The organism is Microbulbifer sp. JSM ZJ756, from assembly GCF_044383805.1.
GTDB lineage: Bacteria > Pseudomonadota > Gammaproteobacteria > Pseudomonadales > Cellvibrionaceae > Microbulbifer > Microbulbifer zhoushanensis.
In genome coordinates, this window is record NZ_JBISER010000008.1 from 13,188 (window position 1) to 39,129 (window position 25,942).

At 58.4% G+C, this 25,942-nt stretch carries 21 protein-coding genes and 1 tRNA gene; 8 read left to right on the forward strand and 14 right to left on the reverse strand.

Annotation, left to right across the window (positions count from 1 at the left end):
* Nucleotides 1-33: 33 nt before the first annotated feature.
* From ACH6CX_RS13285 to gltX, 11 genes are all read right to left on the reverse strand, one after another.
* The gene (locus ACH6CX_RS13285) at nt 34-3,318 is read right to left on the reverse strand and encodes a glycosyltransferase (RefSeq protein WP_396675545.1); all 3,285 of its coding nucleotides are present in this window, start codon (nt 3,316-3,318) and stop codon (nt 34-36) included.
* A 126-nt stretch (nt 3,319-3,444) separates the two neighbouring features.
* Nucleotides 3,445-4,587, reverse strand: a complete 1,143-nt coding sequence (gene rfbB, locus ACH6CX_RS13290; RefSeq protein WP_396675546.1) for a dTDP-glucose 4,6-dehydratase — start codon at nt 4,585-4,587, stop codon at nt 3,445-3,447.
* 69 nt (nt 4,588-4,656) lie between these two features.
* The gene (rfbD, locus tag ACH6CX_RS13295) at nt 4,657-5,526 is read right to left on the reverse strand and encodes a dTDP-4-dehydrorhamnose reductase (RefSeq protein WP_396675547.1); all 870 of its coding nucleotides are present in this window, start codon (nt 5,524-5,526) and stop codon (nt 4,657-4,659) included.
* Nucleotides 5,527-5,694: 168 nt separating this feature from the next.
* Nucleotides 5,695-6,243 carry a dTDP-4-dehydrorhamnose 3,5-epimerase gene (rfbC, locus tag ACH6CX_RS13300; protein WP_396675548.1) on the reverse strand — a complete coding sequence of 183 codons (549 nt, stop codon included), beginning with the start codon at nt 6,241-6,243 and terminating at the stop codon, nt 5,695-5,697.
* Nucleotides 6,244-6,333: 90 nt separating this feature from the next.
* The gene (rfbA, locus tag ACH6CX_RS13305; RefSeq protein ID WP_396675549.1) at nt 6,334-7,263 is read right to left on the reverse strand and encodes a glucose-1-phosphate thymidylyltransferase RfbA; all 930 of its coding nucleotides are present in this window, start codon (nt 7,261-7,263) and stop codon (nt 6,334-6,336) included.
* Between the two features lie 223 nt (nt 7,264-7,486).
* Nucleotides 7,487-9,124 carry a polysaccharide biosynthesis/export family protein gene (locus ACH6CX_RS13310; RefSeq protein ID WP_396675550.1) on the reverse strand — a complete coding sequence of 546 codons (1,638 nt, stop codon included), beginning with the start codon at nt 9,122-9,124 and terminating at the stop codon, nt 7,487-7,489.
* 85 nt (nt 9,125-9,209) lie between these two features.
* On the reverse strand, nt 9,210-10,469 hold the full coding sequence (locus tag ACH6CX_RS13315) for a hypothetical protein (protein ID WP_237063475.1): 1,260 nt from the start codon (nt 10,467-10,469) through the stop codon (nt 9,210-9,212).
* A gap of 22 nt (nt 10,470-10,491) precedes the next feature.
* Nucleotides 10,492-11,208 carry an ABC transporter ATP-binding protein gene (locus tag ACH6CX_RS13320; protein WP_237063477.1) on the reverse strand — a complete coding sequence of 239 codons (717 nt, stop codon included), beginning with the start codon at nt 11,206-11,208 and terminating at the stop codon, nt 10,492-10,494.
* Nucleotides 11,205-11,996 (reverse strand): ABC transporter permease, encoded by a 792-nt coding sequence (locus ACH6CX_RS13325; protein ID WP_237063478.1) that lies wholly within the window; start codon nt 11,994-11,996, stop codon nt 11,205-11,207. Before ACH6CX_RS13325 ends, ACH6CX_RS13320 begins: the two co-directional genes overlap by 4 nt.
* Nucleotides 11,997-13,054: 1,058 nt before the next feature.
* Nucleotides 13,055-13,130, reverse strand: a tRNA-Ala gene (locus ACH6CX_RS13330).
* Nucleotides 13,131-13,408: 278 nt separating this feature from the next.
* Nucleotides 13,409-14,884 carry a glutamate--tRNA ligase gene (gene gltX, locus ACH6CX_RS13335; RefSeq protein ID WP_237063480.1) on the reverse strand — a complete coding sequence of 492 codons (1,476 nt, stop codon included), beginning with the start codon at nt 14,882-14,884 and terminating at the stop codon, nt 13,409-13,411.
* A 288-nt stretch (nt 14,885-15,172) separates the two neighbouring features.
* On the opposite strand from gltX, the gene ACH6CX_RS13340 reads away from it, so the two are divergent.
* The 3 genes from ACH6CX_RS13340 to ACH6CX_RS13350 are packed head-to-tail and all read left to right on the forward strand — an operon-like array spanning nt 15,173 to nt 19,182.
* Nucleotides 15,173-15,697 (forward strand): hypothetical protein, encoded by a 525-nt coding sequence (locus ACH6CX_RS13340; RefSeq protein ID WP_237063482.1) that lies wholly within the window; start codon nt 15,173-15,175, stop codon nt 15,695-15,697.
* Nucleotides 15,698-15,743: 46 nt separating this feature from the next.
* Nucleotides 15,744-18,245, forward strand: a complete 2,502-nt coding sequence (locus tag ACH6CX_RS13345; protein WP_396675551.1) for a TcfC E-set like domain-containing protein — start codon at nt 15,744-15,746, stop codon at nt 18,243-18,245.
* A complete protein-coding gene (locus ACH6CX_RS13350) occupies nt 18,238-19,182 on the forward strand; it encodes a hypothetical protein (protein ID WP_396675552.1) in 945 nt (314 codons plus the stop codon). Before ACH6CX_RS13345 ends, ACH6CX_RS13350 begins: the two co-directional genes overlap by 8 nt.
* A 6-nt stretch (nt 19,183-19,188) precedes the next feature.
* On the opposite strand, the gene ACH6CX_RS13355 is transcribed toward ACH6CX_RS13350, so the two are convergent.
* Together ACH6CX_RS13355 and ACH6CX_RS13360 are read right to left on the reverse strand one after the other, a co-directional pair.
* Nucleotides 19,189-19,914: a fimbria/pilus periplasmic chaperone gene (locus tag ACH6CX_RS13355; RefSeq protein ID WP_396675553.1), complete on the reverse strand. Its 726-nt coding sequence runs from the start codon at nt 19,912-19,914 to the stop codon at nt 19,189-19,191.
* A gap of 50 nt (nt 19,915-19,964) precedes the next feature.
* Nucleotides 19,965-20,312, reverse strand: a complete 348-nt coding sequence (locus tag ACH6CX_RS13360; protein ID WP_396675554.1) for a hypothetical protein — start codon at nt 20,310-20,312, stop codon at nt 19,965-19,967.
* Nucleotides 20,313-20,551: 239 nt separating this feature from the next.
* On the opposite strand from ACH6CX_RS13360, the gene ACH6CX_RS13365 reads away from it, so the two are divergent.
* The 5 genes from ACH6CX_RS13365 to ACH6CX_RS13385 all read left to right on the forward strand — a co-directional run bounded on the left by ACH6CX_RS13365 (nt 20,552) and on the right by ACH6CX_RS13385 (nt 25,086).
* A complete protein-coding gene (locus tag ACH6CX_RS13365; RefSeq protein WP_232941216.1) occupies nt 20,552-21,241 on the forward strand; it encodes a glycerophosphodiester phosphodiesterase family protein in 690 nt (229 codons plus the stop codon).
* A complete protein-coding gene (locus ACH6CX_RS13370) occupies nt 21,225-22,433 on the forward strand; it encodes a glycerol-3-phosphate dehydrogenase/oxidase (protein WP_232941215.1) in 1,209 nt (402 codons plus the stop codon). Before ACH6CX_RS13365 ends, ACH6CX_RS13370 begins: the two co-directional genes overlap by 17 nt.
* Before the next feature lie 89 nt (nt 22,434-22,522).
* Nucleotides 22,523-23,500, forward strand: a complete 978-nt coding sequence (dusA, locus tag ACH6CX_RS13375) for a tRNA dihydrouridine(20/20a) synthase DusA (protein WP_232941214.1) — start codon at nt 22,523-22,525, stop codon at nt 23,498-23,500.
* A gap of 157 nt (nt 23,501-23,657) precedes the next feature.
* Nucleotides 23,658-24,641, forward strand: a complete 984-nt coding sequence (gene tal, locus ACH6CX_RS13380; protein ID WP_396675555.1) for a transaldolase — start codon at nt 23,658-23,660, stop codon at nt 24,639-24,641.
* Nucleotides 24,622-25,086: a TerB family tellurite resistance protein gene (locus ACH6CX_RS13385; protein WP_232941212.1), complete on the forward strand. Its 465-nt coding sequence runs from the start codon at nt 24,622-24,624 to the stop codon at nt 25,084-25,086. The genes tal and ACH6CX_RS13385 overlap by 20 nt, the downstream gene beginning before the upstream one ends.
* A gap of 336 nt (nt 25,087-25,422) precedes the next feature.
* Here the strand turns inward: ACH6CX_RS13385 and ACH6CX_RS13390 are convergent, their stop codons facing one another.
* Nucleotides 25,423-25,941: an STAS domain-containing protein gene (locus tag ACH6CX_RS13390; RefSeq protein ID WP_232941211.1), complete on the reverse strand. Its 519-nt coding sequence runs from the start codon at nt 25,939-25,941 to the stop codon at nt 25,423-25,425.
* Nucleotide 25,942: the final 1 nt, after the last annotated feature.

Sequence of the window (25,942 nt, forward strand, 5' to 3'; positions counted from 1 at the left end):
TAAAGCCTAAAAAGCCGTTAACATATGATCAACCTATTGGCTATCAGGTCGGACACTCAGAAAAGCCCTCCGGAAACCAGAAATTTTTTGCTTGTTAGCCTTTTTCCGCTTACCGATAAGAGAAGTATCAACGCCATTCGCTACTCCCCATCGCTCATCATGTTCATTAGCTTGATCGATTAAGCGGCTAACGTCTGGACCTTGAACCATGTCATAACCAAAATACTGATAAAAAAATTCAGCTTCTTCGAATGCACGCTTCTCAACATCGCCCTCATCAAAATCGTGGGAATGATAAACAACAGACTGACAAGCATATACTTTGCTTAATCCGGCTTTGATAATCTCCCAAGCCCAGGCCTGATCTTCACCAAACTTAACCTCAGGGTATGGGATTTTGTCCCAAACAGAGCGACGCATACAGGAATTATTATCGCTGTAAAAATGCAAGAACTGCCTCCAACCCAGGTCTCCAGATTCCCACTTAACCGGATCTGTCTCTTTCGAAACACAGATAGGATGATCAAGAAAGGCCGCAAAGTGATTAGTCAGATCACGCTTGGTAAAAGGGTCCGCTTCGGGCCACGCTAAATGCTTACCAAATGCGCCAGCAGCTTCCGGGAAATGCTCTAGATGAGCAACCATGTTATACAGCCAATACTCGTCCGCTGGCAGCGCATCCTGAGTCAGAACAGTAACGTACTCGCCCTCAGTCAGACTAATGCCCAAATTCCTAGTCCGGCCATGCTGAAATTCAGAGTTGTGAATCTGGTGCAGCCGGATACCCCGCCGGCTTTTAACAAACTCAACGGTGTCATCTTTAGAGCCACTATCAATCACAAGCACCTCGTAAGGCCAAGGTGTTTTCTGGTTTTCTAAGGCCGTTATTACCCTTTTAAATACCTCTCCACCGTTCCAGGTCGGAATCACGACGGAAGCCTTTATCTGTACCTTGCCGGTATCCACCTCAGTTTTCCCTTCAAAACCGAGCGAATCCAACCTTGTCAAAATGGCCTGCTCGACATCTTTGGCTGCCTGTTCCCATGTATATGAAGAAACCCACTCCAAAGCGCGAGAGGCCTGCTCGAACATAGCGTGAGGATTTGACACGGCTTCCGCGATCTGCTCGGCCATTTGTCGTGGATTGGGAGAAACAAGAGTCACAACGTCTTCAGGGAAAATAGCCCTGGTGCTTTCTACATCAAGCTCAATTAACGGCAATCCGCAAGCCATCATCTCTTGTGGAATAAGTGAATAGTTTGTCGCTGAGAAAACAATGCCTAAATCACACTCCCTATATAGAGACGCCAGTTCACCAGGCGTTAAAACACCATGGTCAACACACTCAAATGGCGCCTCGTTAAAGGGGAGATTAGCACCAAAACAGTGCACCTCGAAATTCAAACCTTTTGTTGCCAAGGCTTCCAAAGCGAGGAATCCAAGTTCAACGGCTCTACGTGAAGTAAAATGACGCGCGTAGAAAGCGATCTTCACCTTGCCTTCAGGCAAACCTTTTCTGCCTTTTGCGTTATAGATATTTTTATCTACAGCAAGCCAGAATTCACTAGCCCATCGTCCATAGCGCTCTTCCATTAACCCTTTCAACCAAGGACTGGCACATATGCAATCTAAATCATTCGCATATGTCATCTTAGCCGCGATAGCTAGGCTTCCCTGAGGGTAGAACTCCGGCTCATGATCCTGAACAAAATAGAACCTGCGTTTAAATCCCGAAGCAGCATTTACATAAGCGACTGACCCCCAGTCTGTCGCCATGATAATGTCCCCTGTTCCAAAGTCTGTGTTCTGATCGATAAGATTCACGTCACCTTGGATAACCTGGAAATGCTTGAGAATATCATCGTACGCACTCTCAGCGGTAGAATGCATTGTCGGGTTAAATATCCAGATCGTATTTTTATGCCCGAAAAATTCCAAAAAGCGAATTGTTCGGAAAATAGTCATATGCCCACCCGCTCCAGGGGCAAAGTCTGGCATTACCCAATGAATATTCAGACAAGTCTTATCAAAAACCTGAGACGGGGGATCCAATTCTATTGGCTTTTGGTCAAGTAGAGCTCGCAAAGCTCCATCTTCTACCAGGCTCGCCGCCGCATTCACCTTCAAGCGCCCCCCGGTGGATGCAACCAATGCATTAACTACATACGCTTTGTTCCCGCCTTGCTTTCCCTCTGCAAGGAAATGCTTGAGAGGCTCGACCTCATATGCTCCCCCCAGATACTCTTCTCGATAACGTGTGCCATCAAATTTGGGAGATGGATTTTGCCCCATTTTCCACCCCTGACGAGCATAGAAAAGCAATGGACACTCATCATCAGGAATAGATTCACCGTATGTTTCAACATACCAGCTAGTGTCGAAATATGGATTTGGATTCCTTCCTTCTTGCGCACCAAAAGTGAGAAAATGCTCCCATAGGTTCAAACCTTCCCCGCGGAGATCCTCGTATTGATTCTCATACCAATCCTCTAAGAACAAACCGCTTTCCGCGATTTCCCTACACCCGGGAACCTCATGAACTTGACTTAACGTCCTCGACTCATGAACGCCATAATTTAAATAATGGGTTAAGGGGTCGACCCCGGCAGCCCTTACATCTTGATGATCCTCAAGATACTTTGCAGCGTCAAAGTCTCGCGAAGGACTGCGGGCCAATTTCCAGCCCTCTTTCACATAATGTAATAATGGAGGAAGTGCATCCATCCCACTAGGACAGTTGTTTTCGTACCACACCGGATCAAAATACGGGTTTGGACGACGCCCTTCCTTCCACCCAAACAAACAGTAATGCTCGAATGGATCAATCTCAGACCCTTTAAGGTCTGAATGAGAATTTAGATACCACTCAGCATCAAACAACCCTGTATATTCGAACTCATACTTAATCTGTTGCTCTGATAAAGCCTTCGGAAAGCTATTTCTTTTCTGCTTTAGACCATTATGTAGATAGTGCGCGAGAGGATCTTTCTTGGATTCCGGGTTTTCTTTGCAGTAGGCATCAACACAAAGCCCTAAAGAAGTAGCTGGCTTTTTTACTCGCCAAACATAATCCAGTAACGGACAAAGGCCTGAACGGTTCTTTTCTTGAATGTTCTTTTGGTACCACTCTGTATCGAAATACGGGTTTGGATTACGCCCTTCTTTCCAGCCAACTGACAAGTAGTGCTCAGCAGCACTTATCTGCGCTGGATCCAGGTCTTGATACTCCTGGAAATACCAATCCTCCAATACCAGACCAGACTCAAGAACAAGCTCCAAGTCACTGGTTTTTTTCGCCCTGGAAAACTTAAGCAACATTACTTCAAGATTCCTATATTCTTGTATTTATGCATATTCTTAAACGAAAGCCTTAGGCCACGATCTTCCACTAATACCAACTTTGAAAACCCCAAAAAACTGCTAAATCTATCCAAGCACAACAACTCAAGCTTTGGCTTCGTACTGACTTTTCACCCACTCTTTGTAGCTACCATCCATTACGGATTTCCACCATGTCTCATTCGAAAGGAACCAGATCAGCGTCTTTTCGATGCCACTTGCAAAGGATTCTCCGGGCTGGTACCCCAACTCTTCATTGGACTTCGATGGGTCGATTGCATATCGGCGATCATGGCCAGCACGATCCTTCACATACGTAATCAACTCTGCAGAGTTGCGCGACTTGGCATGGCTCGCCTGCGGGAAGCGCTGTGCTAGCTCGTGGTTTTCGGCAAAAGCTTTATCCATCAACCCACAAATCAGTTTGACGATATCGATATTTGCCCACTCGTTGATACCACCAATGTTGTAACACTCGCCCAGTTGGCCGTTTTTGATCACCAGATCGATACCACGCGCATGATCTTCCACATACAGCCAATCCCGTATCTGCTGGCCATCCCCATATATGGGCAGCGGCTTGTCCTGCAAGATGTTGGTGATGACCAGCGGAATCAGCTTCTCCGGGAAGTGATAGGGCCCGTAGTTGTTGGAACAATTACTGGTAGTGACTTTCAGCCCGTAAGTGTGGTGATACGCCCTCACCAGGTGGTCCGATGCAGCCTTGCTGGCCGAGTACGGGCTGTTGGGTGCGTAGGGTGTGGTTTCACTGAAAGCAGGGTCTTCCGGACCAAGGGTGCCGTAGACTTCGTCTGTCGAGACGTGGTGGAAGCGATGGCTCTCTTTGTTGAGGCCCTCGTCCAGCCAGATTTTCTTAGCGGCCTTCAGCAGGCTGTGTGTACCAATGATGTTGGTTTCAATAAAGGCATCCGGGCCGGTGATGGAGCGGTCTACATGGCTCTCTGCCGCAAAGTGCACCAGGGTATCGATGCGATGCTCTTTCAGGAGCATCTCTACCAGTGCGGTATCGCAGATATTACCGTGGCAGAAGAAAAAGTTTGGGTTCTCTGCTACCGGGTCCAGGTTGGCTTTGTTGCCGGCATAGGTCAGCGCATCCAGCACGACGACCTTGTCCTGGGGGTAGGTTTTCATCCAGTAGTGGACGAAGTTGGCGCCTATGAAGCCGGCTCCGCCGGTGACTAGTAAATTGCTCATTGTTCGGTTTTTCGTCTTCTCTTTCGCGGCCATGGGCCGCTCCTACAAGTTTCTCAGTTTCCGGAGCCCACGATTGACTGGGATGCCGGTGGTAGTCGGTTTCTAGTTCGCCTTGCTTTGCAGGACCTGGCGGAGGACCTGGCGCCAGTGGTGCAACTTGATACCCTTGCCGTTCACCTCTACCCGCTTTTCCAGCACGCTGTAGGGTGGACGGGAGGCGGGGGTTGGGTAGTCGGCGGTGGTGATTGGGTCGATGCTGACTTCTTTATCGGCCGGGATCAGGCCGCTGGCCTTGCCCTCTTCGTAGATGGCCACGGCGAAGTCGTACCAGCTGGCAGCGCCGGCGTCAGTGCAGTGATAGATACCCTGGGCGCAATCGTTGGCGGCCAGTGAGTAAAGGGCCCTGGCCAGGGTGCCGGTCCAGGTGGGTGTACCTATCTGGTCAGCCACCACACCCAACTGGTCCCGTTCGTTCATCAGGCGCAGCATGGTGTTGACGAAGTTGCTGCCATGGGCGGCGTACACCCAGGCGGTGCGGACAATAACGGCTTCCGGCAGGATGGCCTGCACGGCGACTTCGCCCGCAGCCTTGCTGCCGCCGTAGACGCCCAGCGGACGGATTGCGTCCTCTACCGTATAGGGGCTGGACTTGCTGCCGTCGAAAACGAAGTCGGTGGATACGTGGATCAGCCGTGCACCAAACTCCTTGCAGGCCACGGCCAGGTTTTCCGGGCCGGTGGCGTTGATGGAGTAGGCGCAGTCTACTTCTGACTCAGCTTTGTCGACAGCGGTGTAGGCGGCAGCGTTGATCACCACATCCGGGCGGTGTTCATCCAGCGCACTAAAGACGGCAGCGCGGTCGCTGATATCGAGATCTTCGCGGCCCAGAGCCACCAGCTCGACTCCTTTTGGTGCATCCTGTTGCAGCTGCTGGCCCAGCTGGCCGTTCTTGCCTGTGATTAATATCTTCATTTGGTTCTGTGCGTTCTTGTTTGTTCTTTGCGGCCTTTTGGCTCTACTTGTTTAGCCTGCGGAGCTGTCCGCCATGTGGCTCTGCTTGCCCCTGTCCTGGAACCCGTTACCGGATCAAATTCGGCAAGAGATTACTGCATGGCACAGGCGGCAATTACGCGGCCAGTGTCAGGCGAAAGTGACTGCATCTTTTAGCAAGCTGCCCTCGGCGTCTTTGGCCGACAGCTTTGGTTGTTCACCGTTCACCAGCGGCCAGCCGATCGCCAGGTCCGGATCATCCCAGCGCAGGGAGTGCTCGAACTCCGGTGCGTAATAGTCGGTGCACTTGTAGACGAACTCGGCGGATTGGCTGGTTACATAGAAACCGTGGGCAAAGCCCTCCGGCACCCACAGCTGTCGCCTGTTTTCAGCGGACAGGGTGACGCCCACCCATTGGCCAAAGGTAGGCGAGCTTTTGCGCATATCCACAGCCACATCAAACACCTCACCGGCGGTAACACGCACCAGCTTGCCCTGGGTGTTCTGGCTCTGGTAATGCAGGCCCCGCAGGATGCCCTGGCTGGACTTGCTATGGTTGTCCTGCACAAAGATTCGGTCAGCACACTCGCGGCTGAAGACGTCATGGCGGAAGGACTCAAAGAAAAACCCACGCTCGTCACCGAACACTTTCGGCTCGATAATTTTCACTTCGGGAATTTTCGTCTCGATAATTTTCATACTACTTATCCTGGAAATTGTCTGGTCATCAATAGGTCGTCCAGCGCAGAACCGCTGGGTGATATTCCCGGCAATCTGAAGCCCAGTGAATCAGCGCCCGAAGGCGTGGTCGCTCCGTGACTCGGCCAGTATCTGCATCAGGTACTCGCCGTAACCACTCTTGATCAGCGGTTGCGCCTGCTCTTCCAGCATGGCGGCATCGATAAAGCCCTTGCGGAACGCCACTTCTTCCGGGCAGGCGATTTTCAGGCCCTGGCGGCGCTCGATGGTCTGCACATAGTGGGCGGCATCCAGCAGATTGTCGTGAGTACCGGTATCCAGCCAGGCGGAGCCACGGCCCATCAGTTCCACATTCAGCAGTCCCTGCTCCAGGTAGATACGGTTGAGGTCGGTAATTTCCAGTTCGCCACGGTGACTCGGCTTGATCTCCCGCGCCAGGTCGCACACCTGGTTGTCGTAGAAGTACAGGCCGGTAACGGCATAGTTGGATTTGGGCTGCTCCGGCTTTTCCTCGATGCTGATGACCTTGCCATTGGCATCGAACTCGGCCACGCCGTAGGCGCGGGGATCCGCCACGTGGTAGCCGAATACCGTGGCGCCCTGCTGGCGGGCATCCGCATTGCGCAGTACTTCATTAAAGCGCTCTGCATAGAAGATATTGTCACCCAGCACCAGTGCACTGGGGCTGTTGCCCACGTGCTCGCGGCCGATAATAAATGCCTGCGCCAGGCCATCCGGGGAGGGCTGCACGGCGTAGGTGAGATTGACGCCCCACTGGCTGCCATCACCCAGCAGGTTCTGGAACAGTTGCTGTTCCGTAGGCGTGGTGATGATCAGGATATCCCTGATACCCGCCAGCATCAGCGTGGTGAGGGGGTAATAGATCATCGGCTTGTCATAAACCGGCATCAGCTGCTTGCTGACGCCTTTGGTGAGCGGGTACAGGCGCGTGCCCGAGCCGCCAGCCAGGATAATGCCCTTGCGGGCGGAGAGTTCCTTTTCCATTGATAGTGCTTCCATAAGTCCCCCTTTTGTTGTTCGCGGCGGCAGTCACTGGGCCGGCACGCCCAGAATCATCCTCATAATGATTCAGGGGCTGTGCCATGCTGGCCCGGGATACCACTGCTTCGCAAAATTGCGGCCATATCTGCCGCTACCTCTTTTTGCCCGGTTCTGGGCTGGTTAACCTGTTATGAGCGCTCTCCGCGATTCCAGGATTTAAAAATACTTATCGGTCCGCACGTCAGAACGACAGTACCGCGGCGGTCCCGACAGCAATACGGTACAAAATTTCCGTGACATCCTTGGTCACCTGCAGCTCGCTGGAATTGATCTTGGGCATCACCATGATCTCGTCCCCCGGCCGCAGGGCTTCACCCAGGCGGTTGTCGAACTTGCTGTCTTCGATGCGGCTGATAGTACCGTCCAGGTGCAAGATCACCAGTTCGTCCTGGTTGGCGTTGTTGGCAAAGCCGCCCGCCAGCTCGATATAGTCTTCCAGTGTGCGCCGGTCGTTGTAGACCAGCGAGGTGGGGAACACCACCTCACCCACCACGGAGATGGTGGAGGTCTTCACCGGCACCACCAGTTCGTCGCCATCTTCCAGCAGCATGTCACCGGCATTGGGGGTATTGGCCAGTACCACCTGCCCGCGCGGTTGTGCCTTGCGGGCCTGCTTGATAAAACTCTGGATCATGGCCGCATTATCTCTCTGCGCCGCCTTCTCCAGGTCGGTATTGGGCTGGCGGGTGAGCACTTCCATCTGCAGGGCATCCAGCGAGCGCTCCAGTGCCACGCGTTGCTTTTCTGCCACGCTCTCACGGTAAAGCTGGATCGAGTCCCGATCGGCATTGGCGCGGAATTGCAGTTGCGCCAGCAGTTCGTCCAGGGTTGCACCGTAGGGCATCACATAAGTGGCAGGGCCGTCGGTTTCACCAGTGACTTTCACCGAGATGGACTGGATTTCGTTATCGCGAATCAGCTCTACCCGCGCGCCGGGGTGCAGGGCGGTAGTGAGCGCCTCTTCCAGCGGCACATAGGTGGCCTGCTGCTGGTCATCGATGACCTGGGTGATGCGGGCGAAATTGGCCTGTGGATCCGGCTTGGCCACCATCAGCATTTCCGCCAGGTGTGTGCTGGGGCCGATAAACTCGATCTGCGCCGGCTGCTGCACGGCGCCCTCGATGGTCACCGCACCCTTGCGTGGTCCAACCACAATGGAATCGCCATTGCGCAACTGCAGTGGCGGCATGCTGCCTTCCACCAAAAAGTTGTACAGGTTTACCTTTTCGATCAGCTGGCCATTACGCTGCACCCTGACATCGATAAAGCTGCCGCTCTTGCGGTCGATACCACCGGCGCTGTCCAGGTAGTAGAGGATGGAATCAGAGGAATAGCCGTTGTAAAGGCCCGGGCTCTTCACATAACCGGTGACAAAAACCTTCACCGGCTGGCTGGCCTCCAGGTTGGCGTAGGCCCGCACATTGTTCTTGAATACGCGTTTCACGTGGCGCAGCACGAACTCGTTCAGTTCGCCGTTTTCCACGCCGGCCACATGCACTGGCCCCACTTCCGGGATAAAGATATTGCCCTGCGGGTCCACCGGCAGGGTGGCGCTGAAGCTGTAGGCACCCCAGAGCTGCAGGTTGATCTGGTCACCCACGGTGATGCGGTAGGACGGGTTGAAGCCGGAAAACGGCTGGTCCTTGAAGGCACCGCGGAACAGGGAGGCACCAAAAACCGGTACACCGCTCTCGGCCGGCATCTGCGCGCTCTCCCCCTCCAGCTGCTGGGTTTCCAGCTGCGCCTGGGCGGTGAATGCGGCACTCCCCAACAGTGCCAGCAGCAGGATTCCCATGCCTTGTTTCAGTGTCTGTTTCATGTTGTCCGTTTTTCTATTTCGTATTTTCAGCTTATTTGCCCGCCTGCAAGCAGGCTCCTACGGGGGGAAGACCTCCCGCGGGTTGTCAAATCCGGTGGTCGCGAATACTGGAAACCAGCATCTTGCCAATGCCGTAGAGCAATAGCAGGATCACCGCCAGGCTGGCCAGGTTATAGAATTTGCGCGGGTACTCCGCCTCTTCTGCCAGTGACGGCTTGCTCACCGTCATCAGGTGCTTGAGCCGGCCAGATGCCTCCATCCGTGCGGTTTCCAGTGCCTTGAGGGCTGCCTGGTAGGCGTCCATGGCGAATTGCAGGTCCAGCTCCAGGTTCTGGAAATGGGCGCTCAGGCTATTCAGCCGCTGCTCGCCGTCTTCCTCGGTGGCCCCCACCAGGCGCACTTTTTCCGCCTCGATCTGCTGTTCCAGTGCGCTGATTTCCGCTTGCAGGGAAACCACCTGGGAACTGCCCGGGTTCAGGTAGGTTTTGGCTGCGGTGAGCCTGGCGCGCTGCTCGGACACCTTGGCCTCCAGCCCCTGGATAATGCTGCTGATGCCCCTGGTGAGTTCTTCCGGGCTGACCACCTTGTTGCGGTTCTGGAAATCCAGAATCTCCTGCTTGGCGCTGCGCAGCTTGGTCTGGGCCAGTTCCAGTTCGGTGCGCACGAAAGCCACCTGCTTGTCCGCCAGCTGGTTGCTGAGGGCGTTGACGAAGTCCTCGGATTTTTGCGTGAGCACTTCTACCTGCTGCCGGGCAAAGTCCGGGTCGAATGCCTGGGCAGCGATGGTGATGATGCCGGTCTGCTCATCAAAGGCTACCGACACGTGTTCCCGGTAGTATTCCAGGTAGTCTTCCTGTGATGCGTCAGCAGCCAGGCGGGAGAACACATCGTGCTCGGTGCTCTTGTAGTAATCGGACAGGTTGAGCTCCTGGTCCAGGAACAGGGCCATATCCAGGGAGTGGATGTAATTCACCACCAGATGGGCATCCTGGCTTTCACTGCCTACACCCGGCACCAGGAATCCCAGCGTCGAGGACATACTGGGCTCGGAGCCATTCTCTTTAACGATCAGCTGGGTGGTACTGACATAGCGCTCGGTGACCCAGAACAGGTAGTAAGCACTGACCAACAGCAAAGGCAACAGTACGAATACCGCCAGCCCCTGCCAGCGACGCCAGCTACGGGCTACGGGTGAGGCGTCCGCCTGCGGCTCGTTGGCCGAGAAGTGCGCCATCATGCCCTTTACACTGGCCGCGGCTTTTTTCAGGCCCTGCGCTTCTCCACCCTTGCCTTCTGGCCCTGGCTGGGAGTTGTGCGCCGGCGCTACCGGTTCCTTTGTTTCCATAAGTGCTGGATGCTTCCCCAAATCAATGGCTGGTAGCCGCTGCCGGCTGCTGGTTATTCTGTTGTTTCTGCTTTGGCTTTGGCAGGCCCTGCTGGTACAGCGCAATTGCCTCCTCGACCGTGTCGAAGATTTTCAGGCCGCCCTCCCCCACGTAGATGCCTACATCGCAGTTCTTTTTCAGCTGCGGCATAGCGTGGGCGACGATAATAAAGTTTGCTGTCTTGCGCTTTTCCGCAATCACCTGCTCGCACTTGTGCTTGAAGTGGGCGTCCCCCACAGACATCACCTCATCCACCAGGTATACATCGAAGTCAACGGCAATACTCAGGCCAAACGCCAGTCGCGAGCGCATACCGGAGGAGTAGCTTTTTACCGGGGCATCAAAGTAATCGCCGATCTCGGCAAAATCCTGCACCCGCTCCAGCACCCGGCGGCGGGCTGTGCCCCAGATACCGTGGATACCGCACACAAAGGCGCAGTTCTCGCGCCCGGTCATACTGCCCTGGAAGCCACCCTGCAGCCCCATGGGCCAGGAGATGCGCTTGTCTGTCACAACCTCACCCGAATCCGGGTAATCGATCCCGCCCATCAGTTTCAGCAGTGTGGACTTGCCGGCGCCATTGCGACCGAGGATGCCGATGTTCTTGTTCTCCGGGAATACCGCGCTGACATCCCGGAACAGCACCTTGCGGCCTTGAGGCGTGCGGTATGACTTGGTGAGGTTGCGTAGCTCGATCATTGGCTGCGTACCAGGTCACGCCAGTTCGCCCGATAGACCAGCAGCCCAAACGCCAGCATGGCCACCGAACTGAACGCCAGGTACGGCAGGTTGGCGAACATGCCATGGTAGCTGGCAAACAGGCCCTCACGGGTCAGCTCGATTACGTGCAGCAGCGGGTTCCAGGACAGGTACGGGTGGTACTCCTCCGGGATCTGCTCGAGGGAGAAAAACACCCCGGACATAAAATAGAGTGGGCGAGGAACAATGGAGGCAAACTTACTCACTTCGGGGTAACGCTCACCGAGCACACACAGGGCCAGACTGAGCCCCAGGCAGAACCCCAGGAAAAGCAGGTTCACCACCACCAGCAGCAGGAAATCATTAAAAGTGGCAGAAACCCCGAACCAGGCCAGAATGCCCAGCAGCGCCACCATCGCGAACAGGTAGATACAGAACTCCAGCAGTACCCGGGTGATCACCGCATCAAACGGGCGCAGCTGGCGGTAATTGAACAGGCCCCGGTTGGATTCCACTGCAGCCAGTGATTTTTGGAAACAATGGGAAAAGAACAGGAACGGCGCGATACCGCCGAGCATAAACAGCATGGTGGGAATACCCGGGTAAAACTCCCGGCCCAGGAAGCTGAAAATAAAGGCCAGCACCATGATGTGCATGGCCGGCTCCAGCAGCACCCACGCGTAGCCCAGGCGCCACTTGCCGAAGCGGGTCTTCATCTCGCGCACCAGCAGTGCGTGGACCACGTCGCGCTGGATCTGCCAGGGACTGCGTTGAGTGATGGAGTTCATTTTTAATACAGCTTTTTTTGTTTGTTTTTGGCACCGCTCGCAGGCTATCGTGTATCCGGGATTTGACAATGCAAACCCCGGACCAGTGTCCTACTTTTAGCGGCCACCGGCCCCGCGGCATCAATAACGGACAACAATCCCGTAAATTGCAGCCACCCGGACCATTTTGTGAACTCCCTCTCTTTTCCCCGTTGCATGACCGGCTAGTATTTGCGGCCTTGCCAAATTCCGTTTTCCACAACGCGGGGATTTTAACCCCCGTACCACAACCGAATCAGCTGTAGTCTGATTACATGCGATTACAGCGCACTGCCCGGGTCACGAACCGCTTCCCCATAAGCGGCACTCCCTCACCAGGAGCTTAAGCTGCGCCACTCCTGAAAATTCTCGCAAGACGCTGCGCATTTGACGCACCAGAATCAGAACCCCTCAAAGGAAATGCGATCGCTCACAGTTTGAGCAGACCTGGCTGGGCAAAAAATGACCTATCACGCCAACTCACTGCTACAGGCGCCTTCGCAAGAATCCGAGCAAAAAACAAACAGAGCAATCGTCAGCAAATATGCGAACCAGTTCACTAATGCCGGCGAGAGTATGCCGGATTGCTTATGGCGATTCCACGAGTTTTTTGTAGGGATATTTGCTGAAAAATCATGATGTTAGGCAATCACAGAACCCTGTACGCGGTGATATGGACTGCAAGGAAATACGACCGCCAGATACATGGGCAGTTCAGCAGCGTGGAATATTTTCCCAAATTTTTTGTAAATAAATTACCAGGATATCCTTTCAAGCATGCCGGGAATACACATGCCCCCTAATCACGACTGGACGTCAGGGCGCTGCTAACACGGCCAGTAATGCACCATGGCCCTGCCTCGATTTCGCAGCGACAGCGGACAACAAAAAAAGGCCGCATCCTCCCGGATGCGGCCTTTTTTGTATTTGGTGCAGCCTAGGCTGGGCGCCCCCACGGTATCAAACCGCTTTCAGCGGTTCGACCTCTGAATTCAAGCCAAACAAAAACCCCGCACCTTTCGATGCGGGGTTTTTTTGTTTGGTGGAGCCTAGCGGGATCGAACCGCTGACCTCAACACTGCCAGTGTTGCGCTCTCCCAGCTGAGCTAAGGCCCCAAATTGGGTTGCTTTCTTGTGGGTTTCCCCTGAAAGCGAGGCGCATTTTAACAGCGGGCCGGCGCCTGTCAACAGGGAAAATAACTTTTTAATCAACCAGTTACGACCGGTGCGTCGAGATCGGTCTTTTGCGCGCCCCGGGCCGGGAGTCACTGTGCCAGCCTGGTCGTGAATCCGGGCGCACACGAGGTGCGCCCCTACTGGGGTTCCGGTATACGGGTGCGGGCGGTATTGGCCGTAGGGGCGCACCTTGTGTGCGCCCTGACCGGTACGGGCGGTTACGCCAGGCTGGCGTATTCCTTTTCCCAGCGTTTCAGCACTTTCTTGCCGGCACCGCCGAGGACATCCACGGCATGGCGCAGGCGGGCACGGCTGAGGTCCGGGCCCAGCAGGACCATGGCGTCCATGACTGAGAAGGATGCAGTGGTCCCGCTGATGGCCACGAACAGCGGCGCATTGAAGTCCTTGAGCTTGATCTCCATGGCCTGGGACAGGGCTTTCATGCTCTGAAAGATGCTGTCCTTGTCCCAGCTGCGCAGGGCCTCCAGGCGCCACAGGGCGAACTGCAGCAGCTTCTTCTGCTCGTCCAGTTCCAGCTTGTTGGCGCTGAAGCTGGCCTCGGTGAGCGGCAGCTGGCCGGCGGCCAGGAAACTGGCCAGCGGGGCGAAGTCGCCGAAGGTCTCCATGCGGCCTTTCGCGTGTGGGAGTACCTTGAGCAGGTTCTCGCGGTTGAGCAGCCAGTTTTGCAGGCGGTCTGCCAGTTGCTCGTCTTCCAGCTCGCGAATCCACAGTCCGTTGAGCCAGGACAGCTTCTCCACGTCGAACACCGGCCCACCCAGGGAGACGCGCATGATGTCGAAGTGCTCCAGCATCTCGTCCAGGCTGAACTTCTCGCTCTCGTCCGGCATGGACCAGCCCATGCGGCCCAGGTAGTTCAGCAGGGCCTCGGGCATAAAGCCGGCGCGCTGGTAATAAAGGATGGAGGTGGGGTTCTTGCGCTTCGACAGCTTGGTCTTGTCCGGGTTGCGCAGCAGCGGCAGGTGACACAGCACCGGCATGTCCCAGCCGAAGTACTCGTACAGCAGCTTGTGCTTGGGAGCGGAGTTGATCCACTCCTCGCCGCGCAGCACGTGGGTGATCTCCATCAGGTGATCGTCCACCACGTTGGCCAGGTGATAGGTGGGCATGCCATCCGACTTGAGCAGGATCTGCGCATCCACCTGGCCCCAGTCGATCTCGATGGTGCCGCGCAACAGGTCTTCCACCACGCAGGTGCCGCTCTCGGGCACGTTCATACGCACCACGTAGGGCTCGCCGGCGGCCCGGCGCTTCTCCACCTCTTCTTCCGGCAGGGCCAGGTCGCTGGGCTTCAGCGCGGTGCGGCCGGCCTCGCGCAGTTCCTCGCGCAGCTGTTCCAGCTCGTCTGCGGTGCGATAGCAATGGAAGGCGTGGCCTTTCTCGACCAGCTCGTCACAGTATTTTTTATAGACATCGCCGCGTTCGCTCTGGCGGTAGGGCCCGTGGGGGCCACCCACGTCCGGGCCCTCGTCCCAGTCCAGCCCCAGCCAGCGCAGGCTGTCGAGGATGGCCTGCTCGGATTCCGGGGTGCTGCGCTGCTGGTCGGTGTCCTCGATCCGCAGCACGAACTTGCCGCCCTGGGCGCGGGCGAAGCACTGGTTGAACAGGGCGATGTAGGCGGTACCTACATGGGGGTCGCCGGTGGGCGACGGCGCGATACGCGTTCTTACGGTCATGACAAGCCTGGTCCAGATCAATGGGAGTGTTTTTGAGGCGCGGCATTATATCGCTGTGGGGCTTCGGGTCACAGTCGGGGCGCGAAAACTGTCCCACCTGACTAATCGCGCAAAATACCGGCAGGAAGTGCAAAAAAGACCCGCAAAAAGCGTGACTAAGTTCACGAAAACCTTATTATTGGCGCGAAAACCAGAGGGTGCTACGTCCGTACCTAAAAACTGGGTAAGCGATAACAAATTAGCTTGATAACAACCCACTATCGACCTGTCTTTTATAAGGGAAATTTCATGAAGACTATTCTGCGCAGTGCCGCTGCGATCCTGGTATTTGCCGTTCCCAGTGCAGTAATGGCTGCCGGAGAGACTGACTCCAAGGATATCCTGATCAACCTAACGATCCCGGAGCGGATCGTCGTCGACCAGCTCGACAATATTGACTTGACGCCAACTGCTGGCAACGATGCTGCTGGCGAGGATGCCTTCTGTGTCGGTGGTACCGGCTTTGCCACCTACTCAATCCAGTTTGATAGCGGCAACGGCAGCACAGCTGATCAATTCCTGCTGGCTAATACTACTAATGCCAGCTTGACGGTGCCCTACTCCGTTGGGTACAGCAACGACGAGACTGCCTCTTCAGCGACTTCGACCGCCACACAGGGAGACCTGCTTCCAGGTAATGCCCGTCGCGACTTCAGATGCGGCGTAGGCTACGAAAACGCCAAACTGTTTGTCAGCGTTCTGGCCGATGACTGGCAGGATTCCGCAGGTGGCTCATACAGCGATACGCTGACCGTCCTGGTAACGGCCGAATAACGACGGCCCAGGGTGCCGGGCCACACCCGGCACCAATGCCCCTCCCATGAAGTACCTAACCGCGGCTGTCATCTTTACCGCCGCCTGCTACAGCTGTCCCACTGCAGGCACGGCCGCGTTCACCCTGGAAACGGCGCCCCCTGCCGGATTTGATGACCTCACCGAGCCCCAGCAGCTGGTGGCAGACCTCTATTTCGGGGGCCGCATGGTCGGCGCTGTCGCGGTCACGGTGACGCCAGGCCAGGTCAGCTTTGATGAGCCCGCTGCGGTGATGGCCCTGCTCCCGGAAGCGCTGCCACCGGAGCAGGTGATACCTTTGCTACAGGGAGAGCACCCTACCAACGCGCACCGAATATGCCGTCGTGGACAGGACTCCGGCTGTGGCTTCCTTGAGCCAAATGACTTTGCCCTAATCTATGACGAGGATCGCTTCCGCGTCGACCTGTTCTTCGCCCCGCACCTGCTGCCCCGCCGCACCGCAGTGGAAGACCCGTATTTACCCGAGTCCAGCAGTGATGTTTCCTACATCCACAGCCTCAGCGGTAGCTGGAGCGGCATAAGGACAGATGCCGGCCCGGATGACACCACTGCCAGCTTATTCGGCCGCTCGGTCCTGGGTTTCGGCGAGAGTGGCGTGCATGCCCAGTGGGCCACCGGCAACGAGCGTGGAGCCGAGCTTTACCAGCTCAACTGGGCACAGGATTACCGCGGCCGGGCCTGGGCAGCAGGCCTGATCCAGCCCCAACAGGGGTTCAGCAGCTTTGCTGCCGCCCCCTATCTTTACGGCCTGGAGTACCGCAGCTCCTATAACAGCCGCACCGACAACCGCCAGCAGCAGGGTGCCCCCCTGGAGGTAAATATGCCGCTGCGCGGCCGGGTGGAGGTGTACCGCGATGGCCGGCTGTTGCACAGCGAACTGCTGGAAGCCGGCAACCAGCTGCTGGATACGTCCACGCTTCCCGGCGGCGCCTACGAGATAGAGGTACGCTCTTTCGACGAGAGCGGCCGGCCACTGGCGCAGTTCACCCAGTTCTTTGCCAAGGATGCGCGCCTGCCCGCGCCCGGCGAGTGGCGCTGGAGCCTGCAACTGGGGCGCCCGGCCCAGTTGTCCGAAGACCTGATGCCCACAGCGGCGGGCGACTACCTGGTGAGCGGCGGGCTGGCCCGACGTATCCACGACAGTGCCGGGGTATTTGCCAGTGCGGCAGCCACCGAGACAGAGCAACTGCTGGAAGTGGGCGCACGCTGGGTGACTCCATTGGTCGCCATCTCCCCGAGCCTCCTGCAGACCGCCGATGGCCGGCAGGGCCACCGGCTCACCGCGCAGGTCACGACCCCGTGGTTCCGACTCAACGCAAGCGAGTCTTACCTGGAAAATGCGCAAAAGACGCGCGCTGCAGATAACTTCTCATTGCTCGGGCGAGGTTTCCGCCAGCGCAATGCCAGTGCCAGCCGGGAATTCTGGGATGGCCAGCTCACTCTGAGATACAGTTCGCGGGAATTCGGTGGTGCCTTCGTGGAACCGGACTTTGAGCTGGACACCGGGCTGGAGTCCGCCGGTGAACTCATCACCCTCGAATATCGCCGCAATATTCTCCGCAATCGCAACTGGCTGGGAGACCTGACCCTGGCACACAGTGAGGCGGACGGCCGCCCCCTCTCCACTGCGAGCCTACAATTCCGTGCGCGCGACAAACACTGGGGGCACGGGACTCGTGCGCGAAGTGAGTATAGCGAAACCGGTTTCGACAACCGCGTGGGTGTGGACAGTACCTGGAATGACCGCGACACCTGGGCTGCGGAACTGGAACAAAGACTGACCGCTGAAACCGCGGGCGGGGACCACTTCCTCGGCAGCCGTACCCGCCTTTCGGGCCACCGCGGCTACTTGGATTCGTCCCTGCAATGGACAGATTCCGCCGGCACAGAGGCATTCAATTATGTCGGGAGTTTCAGCACGAACCTGGCAGGTGATGGCGATACCATTGCCTGGGGTGGGGAGCGCCCCTACCAGAGCGCCGTGGTAGTGGATATCGACGGCAGCCCTGAAGAGGATTTTGAAATCCTGGTCAACGGTGTCCGGCGCGGCTACGCCCGTGGCGAACAGCGCTCGGTAGTGAACCTGCCCTCCTTCGATACCTATGAAGTCAGCCTGCGACCTCTGTCCGATGGATTCCACGATTACACCGAAACAAGCGAATCCCTGACCCTGTACCCGGGCAATGTTGCCCGGGCACGCTATCGCATCCAGCCACTCATCCTGGCACTGGGGCGCATTGTGCGCAACGGCCGTCCGGAGGCAAAAGCCCGGATAACCATTGGCGAATACTCTACTGTCACCGACGAGAACGGCGTGTTCCAGATGGAGATGCACGGGGACCCGCGCGCCCTGACCTTGCCGCCAGTGCGCTGGAAAGGTTGCCATGTGGCCCTGCCCGACCAGATCGCTGGCAAGCACTGGATCAACCTGGGCGAGATAGATCTCGGTAAAGCGGAATGTGAACCGGCAAGCGCCCGACTCGAACGGACGGGGGAACAGGATGCTTAAGCAGCTCTGCCAGAAGTTGTTCCTGTTGACCTCGGGTGCTTTTTTGCTACTGGCTGCCGCTGGTACCAATGCGGCCTGCGATCCCGATGCATTGCTGCAGGCGTGTGATTTTGACAGCCCTTACAGCGTGACCCTGCAGGGTGCCACTGCCGGGCAGGCGATAGGCGCAATTAGCTTTCGCGTCACCAGCAAGCGCCCCAAGAACAAAGGTACTTTCCAGGCCAGTAAATACAGTGTTATCGCCTACGCCGAGATAGGAACCGAGTTTTCACTGGTTTCCCAGTACGGTGATTCAATGCCTCTGGTGCTGACTTATAACAACTGGAACGGCAACTTCGCGGAACTGGCCCCGAGCACCAGCTCCGGTCAATTGAACGGGACCACCACATTCCAGCCCGCCTCACTCCAGCTTGCGATAAGCGATACCGCCACCGCGTTGCGTACCGGTACCTACACCGGCGGTATCCGGCTTTTATGGCAACCGGCGAATGCCTGCAAGGAGTGCGTACCCTTCACTGAAACCATCGACATTGCGGTGACCATCCCGGCCACTATTGCAATCAGCGGGCTGGACGATGTCAGCATCGATTACCCCGCCAGTAGCAACAGCCAGGCATTCTGCGTGACCACCTCTGCGGGACTGGATTTCAATATCCGCGCAGACAGTGATACCGGCTCCGGGAGTTTTATCCTCGAAGGCCTAGGTGTCGGCGACAGGATAGAATATCGCGTGGCTGCCGGCAGTGTCGGCGGCAGCCCTGTGGACCTGGTGGAGGGTATACCGAGCGCGGCGCAGTGGCCGGGGGATCCACTGGACAACTGCGGCAGCGGTGGTGAGAACATGCAGCTGGTGATTGCAGTGGACAGTAGTGCGCTGGAGAGCGCGGTGGAAACGGCTTACACAGACAAGCTGACGATTACAGTAGAGGTGCAATAGTCCCGCTCAGTCCGGGATCGGTATTTCGAGCCGCCGGCTTTCCCTGCCCCGTGCCAGCAATTTCAGCATCCCACCCGACTGCAGGGACTCATCCACGGCCAGGGCCGCCCCTGCGTATATGCGCCCCGCCATATCCAGCGGGCGGCAACTGGCTCGAGAGGGGCAATAAGTGACCTCCGAAACCTCGGTATTGATGTTGCCGCGATTGGTCAGCTGCCAGCCCTCTTCGCCTTGCTCAAGTGCCAACTGTGCCCGCCCCTCTTCCGGCTGCACAAACACCAGCGCCTGGTAAGCCACCAGGATTTTCAGCGCTGTGCGATCAGACTTGATTTCCCCCACCACCGGCTTGAAAGTCACCCGATAGACCTTTTCCCGGTCCAGGTCGCGCTCCAGCGACATAAGCCGGAAACGTTTCTGCTCCCCGGAGGCCAGCACTGCACGTGCGGGGTTCACCAGCAACTTGAACTCCTTCGGGTTCACCACCCGCACCCGTTTCTCGTCGGGCATACCCGGGTTGTCGACACGGTAGATTTCCGTCTGCAGGTAGAGGGTTTCCTGGTCCGGGTTTGAGACCACGATATCGTCGCGGGAATTGGGCTGGTCGGTGAGGTAGACAATGATCTTGTCCAGCGACATGGCACCCAGAGCGGGCTGGGCCAGCAATAGCAGGGTCAGGGTAAGAACGCGTTTCATGGCACCGATGGCAAATAAAGGGGAGCGGGTGAAGTTCATGACGCCATTCTATGCCGAACAGACGTGCCGGCAACAGCCCGCGGCCCCGACTACTCTGCGGCAACCGTGATCGCGAGAATGCCATCGTCCTGCCGGCCGGACAAGACTGAGTGCTTGCCTACGGGGGCCGGGATACAGCCCTCTTCCAGCTGCCTGTGCGCAATAGCTGATGACCAGTCGGCCCCGCTCCCCACAAGCACAGAATAATGCCGCGCCGGCACGCGACGGATGCAGACCCGAGGCCGTGGACTTTGCAGGTCCGGGGCATCAAATTCGACCGAGACCGGCAAACGCAGGGCGATGTGCACGCTGCCGGTGGCGGTTGCGTGGTCCGCCAGGGCGAGCGGGCAGGCCAATAATGACACCAACAGGGCCCGTGTCATCGCGCTGCGCGACATATTTACCTCCACCCCGGCTCAGGGGCAGCTGCACCACTGATGAAGACAGTCTAGCCAGCGCCGCACGGGGCGCCCTGATCGCCCATGCTGATACGGCTTTTTCCCGGCGCTGCAGGCTTGCAACCGCCGGTGTACGGTCTATTTTTTCAGTGGGGCCGCTCTCATGGGGCGACCGTTCGACCGATGTGGAATCCCCCTGGGGTCGACGACAATAACGCCGCTACTCAGGTCTGAAGCTCATGCTCATTGCCCACCGAGGCGACACCGTACGCCAGCAGGCCAATACCATCGCCGCTTTCGAGGCGGCCCACGGCCTCGGTGCCTGCGCGATCCACACGGAAATCCAGTTCAGCGCGAGCGGCACGCCCTGGTGCCACCATGCTCCCAACCTGCAGGTACCGGGTGGCAAGCCGGTGGCCATCGACCGGTTACGTGACGGCGACCTGCGCGGTTTCGGCCTGAATACCCTGGCCGATGTCGTGGACTGGGCCAGTCGTCACCGTCACCTGGACTGGTTTGTGGAAGTGGACCACGCGCAAATGGAGCGTATGGGGGTTGAGAACACCATAGGCCGGGTGGCGCGGCTGATCCGCCCGGAGAGCGATTCCTTTGCCCTGGTGAGTACCGATATCCGCAGCCTGCGGATGGCCCGCAACCTGGGCTGCCACCAGGTGGCATTGAAAGTGGAAAGCGTGGCGCAGAGCCTTTCTGTCGGGGTTTTGACCCTGGCACCGGATTACCTGCTGATCCAGGACAGCCAGGTGGACTGCCCGGAACTCCCCCCGGGACCCTGGCAGTGGGTGGTTTTCGAAATCAATTCTGCGGAGGAAGCCGTACGCTGGCGCCGGCGCGGGGCGCACCATATCCTGACCGGTAACCTCGCCCTGTTGATGCGCTCCCGGGAAGCCAGTGATGTCTACGGATTTTGATGTACTCGTAGTAGGGGCCGGTATCCAGGGCGCCGGCGCCGCCGAGGCCCTGGTCAATGCCGGCTACAGCGTGGCCATCCTCGAGCAGTCGGGCATTGCCGCGGCCACCTCTTCCCGTTCATCCAAGCTGATTCACGGCGGCCTGCGCTACCTGGAGACCGGGCAGCTGCGGCTGGTGCGGGAATGCCTGCGCGAACGCCAGTGGCTGCTGGACCACAAACCGCACCTGGTCCATATGGTGCCCTTCTACCTGCCGGTCTACCGGCATAGCAAACGCCCCCCGTGGCAGATTCGCCTGGGACTGACGCTATACTCCCTGCTGGCCGGCGTTACCCGCGAGTACGCACGCTTCCGCAAGGTTCCCCGCGATGAGTGGCATACATTACAGGGCCTGGACCAGGAAGACCTGCTGGCGGTCTACCGTTACTTCGATGCCCAGACGGACGACGCCGCCCTGACCCATGAAGTTATCAATTCCGCCCTGCATGGTGGCGCGCGCCTGATCTGCCCCGCCAGCCTGGTGGGGGCGGAGCTTACCGACCACGGGCTGCTGGTGGACTATGTAGCCGATGGGCAGCTCAGCACCCTGCATACCCGTGCCCTGGTGAACTGCAGCGGACCCTGGGTGGCCTCCACCAATGAACGCTGCTCACCGGCGGCGCCCCTGCCGCGACTGGATCTGGTGGCGGGTACCCATATCGAGCTGCCGATTATCCTCGGCGACAGCATCTTTTATGTGGAGGCAGAGGACGGCCGCGCCATTTTCATCATGCCCTGGCGCGGCAGAACCCTGGTAGGTACTACCGAGCGCAGTTATCACGGCGACCCCCGCGACGTCGGCCCCACCGTGGAGGAGGAGCGCTACCTGCTCCACACGCTGCAGCGTTACTTCCCGCGCACCCGCAACCTGTTACTGAGCGATATCTGCGATAGCTGGGCTGGCCTGCGGGTGCTGCCGCAAACCGAGGCCAGTCCGTTTTCGCGCACCCGTGAGGTATTGATCACCGGAAATGACAGCCGCCACCCGCGCATTCTCGCCGTGGCCGGCGGCAAGCTGACCAGCTACCGTGCCACCGCACGCAAGATCCTGCGCAAACTGCAGCCGACCCTGGATGGCGGGCCCGGTGGCGGCGGGCCACTGCGAGCAGTCAATGACCCCCTCGGCGCCTCCGAGAAGGAACGCAACCTCTGAACAGCTGCCCGGGCGACCGGTTTATGGATTGGCGTCCCCATCCCCTATAATGCGCCGTTTTACTACGCCACAAACCGACACGCTGTTTTATGTCCACAAGCTTTACCCACCGCTTCTGTACCGCGCCCCTGCTCGACTGGAGCGATCGCCACTGCCGCTATATGTGGCGGCTGCTGAGCAAGCGCGCGGTGGTGTACAGCGAAATGGTCACCACCGGGGCCATCATCCACGGCGACCAGCCCCGTCACCTGCAGTTTGACCCGGCAGAGCAGCCGGTGGCCCTGCAGCTGGGTGGCAGTGACCCGGCGGAGCTGGCCCAGTGCGCACGCATAGCCGAAGAGTGGGGCTATGACGAAATCAACCTGAACTGCGGCTGCCCCAGCGACCGGGTGCAATCCGGCCGTTTCGGCGCCTGCCTGATGGCGGAGCCGGAAGTGGTGGCCGAGGGCCTGGCAGCCATGCGTGCGGCAGTATCGGTACCGGTAACGGTCAAGCACCGCATCGGCATCGACGATATGGAGGAATACTCCGGCCTGACCCGCTTTGTAGAGGCCCAGGCGGCGGTGGGGGTCACTACCTTTATCGTCCATGCCCGCAAGGCATGGCTGAAGGGCCTGAGCCCGAAGGAGAACCGCGAGATACCGCCGCTCAAGCACGAGATGGTCTACCAGTTGAAGCGGGACTACCCGCAACTGGAGATCGTCCTCAATGGCGGTATCAACACCATCGACGAGTGCCTGGAGCACCTGCAGCATGTGGACGGTGTAATGCTGGGCCGCGCCGCCTACCAGACCCCCAACCTGCTGGCGGAGGTGGACAGCGCACTGTTCGGGGAAGCACCCGGTCCCGGTCCGGTGGAAGTGGTGCAGCAGATGCTGCCCTATATCGAGCGCGAACTCACCGCCGGCCACCGGCTCAATCATATTACCCGCCACATGCTGGGCCTGTTCCAGGGGTTGCCGGGGGCCAGGCGCTTCCGCCGCCACCTGAGCGAGAACGCCCACAAGAAAGGGGCGGGGGTGGACGTGGTGGAACAGGCCCTGTCTCTGGTCACCCAGGCCGCCTGAGTACCATCGGGCGCGGCGACGGGGGTTGCCGAGCGCACCTTTCCCTTCCATGATGGTAATCCGCTTTTTTACGTGCCGGGCGTCAATGGATACGGACACCGGGAGCAGCGGCAGCAGGAACCAGGTACAGGAATCAGGTAATTCAGGGAGCCCCGTCATGAACAAGCTCGAACAACTCAGGCAACGCAGCCAGGTGGTGGCCGATACCGGCGACATCGAGGCCATCCGCCGCTACCGTCCCCACGATGCCACCACCAACCCCTCGCTACTGTACAAGGCGGCACAACTGCCGCAGTACCAGGGCTATATCGATGAGGCCCTGCAATGGGCGGACCGCCAAACCGGCGATCGGGAAAAGCTCGCGGCGATGAAACTGGCGGTCAGCGTCGGCCGGGAGATCCTGGACCTGGTGCCCGGCGTGGTCTCCACCGAGGTGGATGCGCGCCTGTCGTTCGATACCCGCGCGTCGGTGGAATACGCACGCCGCCTGATCGCCCTGTACGAGCAGGCCGGCGTGGAACGCGAACGGGTGCTGATCAAGGTCGCCTCCACCTGGGAGGGCATTGCCGCCGCGTCGGTGCTGGAGCGCGAGGGCATCCACTGCAACCTCACCCTGCTGTTCAGTTTCGCCCAGGCGGTAGCCTGCGCCGAAGCCGGTGTCACGCTGATTTCCCCGTTTGTCGGGCGCATCCTGGACTGGCACAAGGCCAAACGCGGGCTTGAGCACATCCCCGCCGACGAGGATCCCGGGGTGGCATCAGTGCGCAGCATCTACCATTACTACAAGTCGCGGGGCTACCAGACGGTGGTGATGGGTGCCAGCTTCCGCAACACCGGGGAGATCGAGGCGCTGGCCGGCTGCGACCGGCTCACTATCAGCCCACAGCTGCTCGATGAACTGGAACAGGACAACGGCGAGTTGGCCGCCGGCCTGGAGGCCGGTACTGCGGGCGAGGCGCGCCCGGCTGAGCCACTGAACGAAGCGGAATTCCGTTTCCAGCTGAACCGTGATGCCATGGCCACCGAGAAACTGGCCGACGGTATCCGCAATTTCGTACACGACCAGGAGCAACTGGAAGCCATGCTGGCCCGGCAGGCGACCACGGGAGAGAAAAACCGGAATGCTGCGACAAATACGTAAACTCTTCGAGCAGATCGGCAGCGGCGAGGATGTCGAGGTCAACAATGACCGGGATGTGCGCATGATCAGCGCCGCACTGCTGGCCGAGGTGGCCACCGTGGACCAGAAGCTGGACGATCGCGAGCAGGCGACACTGGTGCGCCTGCTGCAGGAGCACTACCGGCTCGATGAGGCGGAGGCAACTGAGATGGTCGAGCACGCCCTGTCCCACCGCGAGCAAGCGACCTCCCTGTATGAGTTCACCCAGGTGGTAAACGACCAGTTTGATGAACGCAACAAGTACCTGCTGGTACGCCAGATGTGGGAAGTGGCGTTTTCCGACGATGTGATCGAGGCATTCGAGGAGCACCTGATCCGACGCGTGGCGGAGCTTATCTACCTGCCCCACGGGCTTTTCACCCGCGCGCGGGCCGAGGCCCGGGAAATGCGCCGCGGGGAGGCCTGACCCCGCTACAACCTACCGCCCGCCGATGCCGATGCCGGTCGCGGCCAGCGGCCGCTCCTGCGGCAATCGCCGCGGTGAAGGGGGGTGGGCCGGGCGAACACAAGGTTCGCCCCTACAACCGGTTTCCATAACCCCTCCCCTGTAAGAGCGGCCCATGGCCGCGAACGCGGTGAGTGCCGGCATGATGCTAATGGGCCAGAGCCGGGCGAACACAAAGCTCACCCCTACAACCGGTTTCCACAACCCTCGCCCCCGTAGGAGCGGCCGCTGGCCGCGAATTTGGGGATCTAAACAGTTTTTTGGGCTGGGGGGAGGCGATTAAGAAGGGGAACGGTATCAGTGCATGCGCGCCGAGGGCTTGCGCGTCGGTTCGCACTCGCGCTCCAGGGTATGCACCAGGTCGCGGAAGGTTTCCGCGTTCTGTTCATTCAGGCTCATCAGCACCCGGTGGGCTTCCAGCACTTTCTCACGCGCCGCGCATTCGTCGGGTGTATTGCACTGGAGGGGCTGGGGGTTACTGCCGTAATCGCGCTGCTCGTCGCTGACCTCGATCAGCGCATCGAATCCCATGGCATCGAGGAGGTGGCGAATGCCCGGATCGGCGCTCAGCGCCAGCGGCTTCTCGCAGCCCCGCTCCAGGGCACGGATCGCGACCTTGGCCATCAGGCCGAGGGTGGTGCTGTCGACACCCCTGGCGCCATGCAGGTCGAACACCACATCATTGAAATCATCGTGTGAGAACATCTTGTCGATGAAGGTATCGAAAGATGTGCACAGATTCAGTCGCACGTCGCCAACCAGCTTGATGACGTAAACACCCTCGTGGGCGCCGACCATAATTTGCCCGGACTGCATA

Bases quoted from the DNA above. Each gene is read 5' to 3' on its own strand.
- ACH6CX_RS13285 (WP_396675545.1), bottom strand. From the start codon at position 3,318: ATGTTGCTTAAGTTTTCCAGGGCGAAAAAAACCAGTGACTTGGAGCTT.
- rfbB (WP_396675546.1), bottom strand. From the start codon at position 4,587: ATGGCCGCGAAAGAGAAGACGAAAAACCGAACAATGAGCAATTTACTA.
- rfbD (WP_396675547.1), bottom strand. From the start codon at position 5,526: ATGAAGATATTAATCACAGGCAAGAACGGCCAGCTGGGCCAGCAGCTG.
- rfbC (WP_396675548.1), bottom strand. From the start codon at position 6,243: ATGAAAATTATCGAGACGAAAATTCCCGAAGTGAAAATTATCGAGCCG.
- rfbA (WP_396675549.1), bottom strand. From the start codon at position 7,263: ATGGAAGCACTATCAATGGAAAAGGAACTCTCCGCCCGCAAGGGCATT.
- ACH6CX_RS13310 (WP_396675550.1), bottom strand. From the start codon at position 9,124: ATGAAACAGACACTGAAACAAGGCATGGGAATCCTGCTGCTGGCACTG.
- ACH6CX_RS13315 (WP_237063475.1), bottom strand. From the start codon at position 10,469: ATGGAAACAAAGGAACCGGTAGCGCCGGCGCACAACTCCCAGCCAGGG.
- ACH6CX_RS13320 (WP_237063477.1), bottom strand. From the start codon at position 11,208: ATGATCGAGCTACGCAACCTCACCAAGTCATACCGCACGCCTCAAGGC.
- ACH6CX_RS13325 (WP_237063478.1), bottom strand. From the start codon at position 11,996: ATGAACTCCATCACTCAACGCAGTCCCTGGCAGATCCAGCGCGACGTG.
- gltX (WP_237063480.1), bottom strand. From the start codon at position 14,884: ATGACCGTAAGAACGCGTATCGCGCCGTCGCCCACCGGCGACCCCCAT.
- ACH6CX_RS13340 (WP_237063482.1), top strand. From the start codon at position 15,173: ATGAAGACTATTCTGCGCAGTGCCGCTGCGATCCTGGTATTTGCCGTT.
- ACH6CX_RS13345 (WP_396675551.1), top strand. From the start codon at position 15,744: ATGAAGTACCTAACCGCGGCTGTCATCTTTACCGCCGCCTGCTACAGC.
- ACH6CX_RS13350 (WP_396675552.1), top strand. From the start codon at position 18,238: ATGCTTAAGCAGCTCTGCCAGAAGTTGTTCCTGTTGACCTCGGGTGCT.
- ACH6CX_RS13355 (WP_396675553.1), bottom strand. From the start codon at position 19,914: ATGAACTTCACCCGCTCCCCTTTATTTGCCATCGGTGCCATGAAACGC.
- ACH6CX_RS13360 (WP_396675554.1), bottom strand. From the start codon at position 20,312: ATGTCGCGCAGCGCGATGACACGGGCCCTGTTGGTGTCATTATTGGCC.
- ACH6CX_RS13365 (WP_232941216.1), top strand. From the start codon at position 20,552: ATGCTCATTGCCCACCGAGGCGACACCGTACGCCAGCAGGCCAATACC.
- ACH6CX_RS13370 (WP_232941215.1), top strand. From the start codon at position 21,225: ATGTCTACGGATTTTGATGTACTCGTAGTAGGGGCCGGTATCCAGGGC.
- dusA (WP_232941214.1), top strand. From the start codon at position 22,523: ATGTCCACAAGCTTTACCCACCGCTTCTGTACCGCGCCCCTGCTCGAC.
- tal (WP_396675555.1), top strand. From the start codon at position 23,658: ATGAACAAGCTCGAACAACTCAGGCAACGCAGCCAGGTGGTGGCCGAT.
- ACH6CX_RS13385 (WP_232941212.1), top strand. From the start codon at position 24,622: ATGCTGCGACAAATACGTAAACTCTTCGAGCAGATCGGCAGCGGCGAG.
- ACH6CX_RS13390 (WP_232941211.1), bottom strand. From the start codon at position 25,941: ATGCAGTCCGGGCAAATTATGGTCGGCGCCCACGAGGGTGTTTACGTC.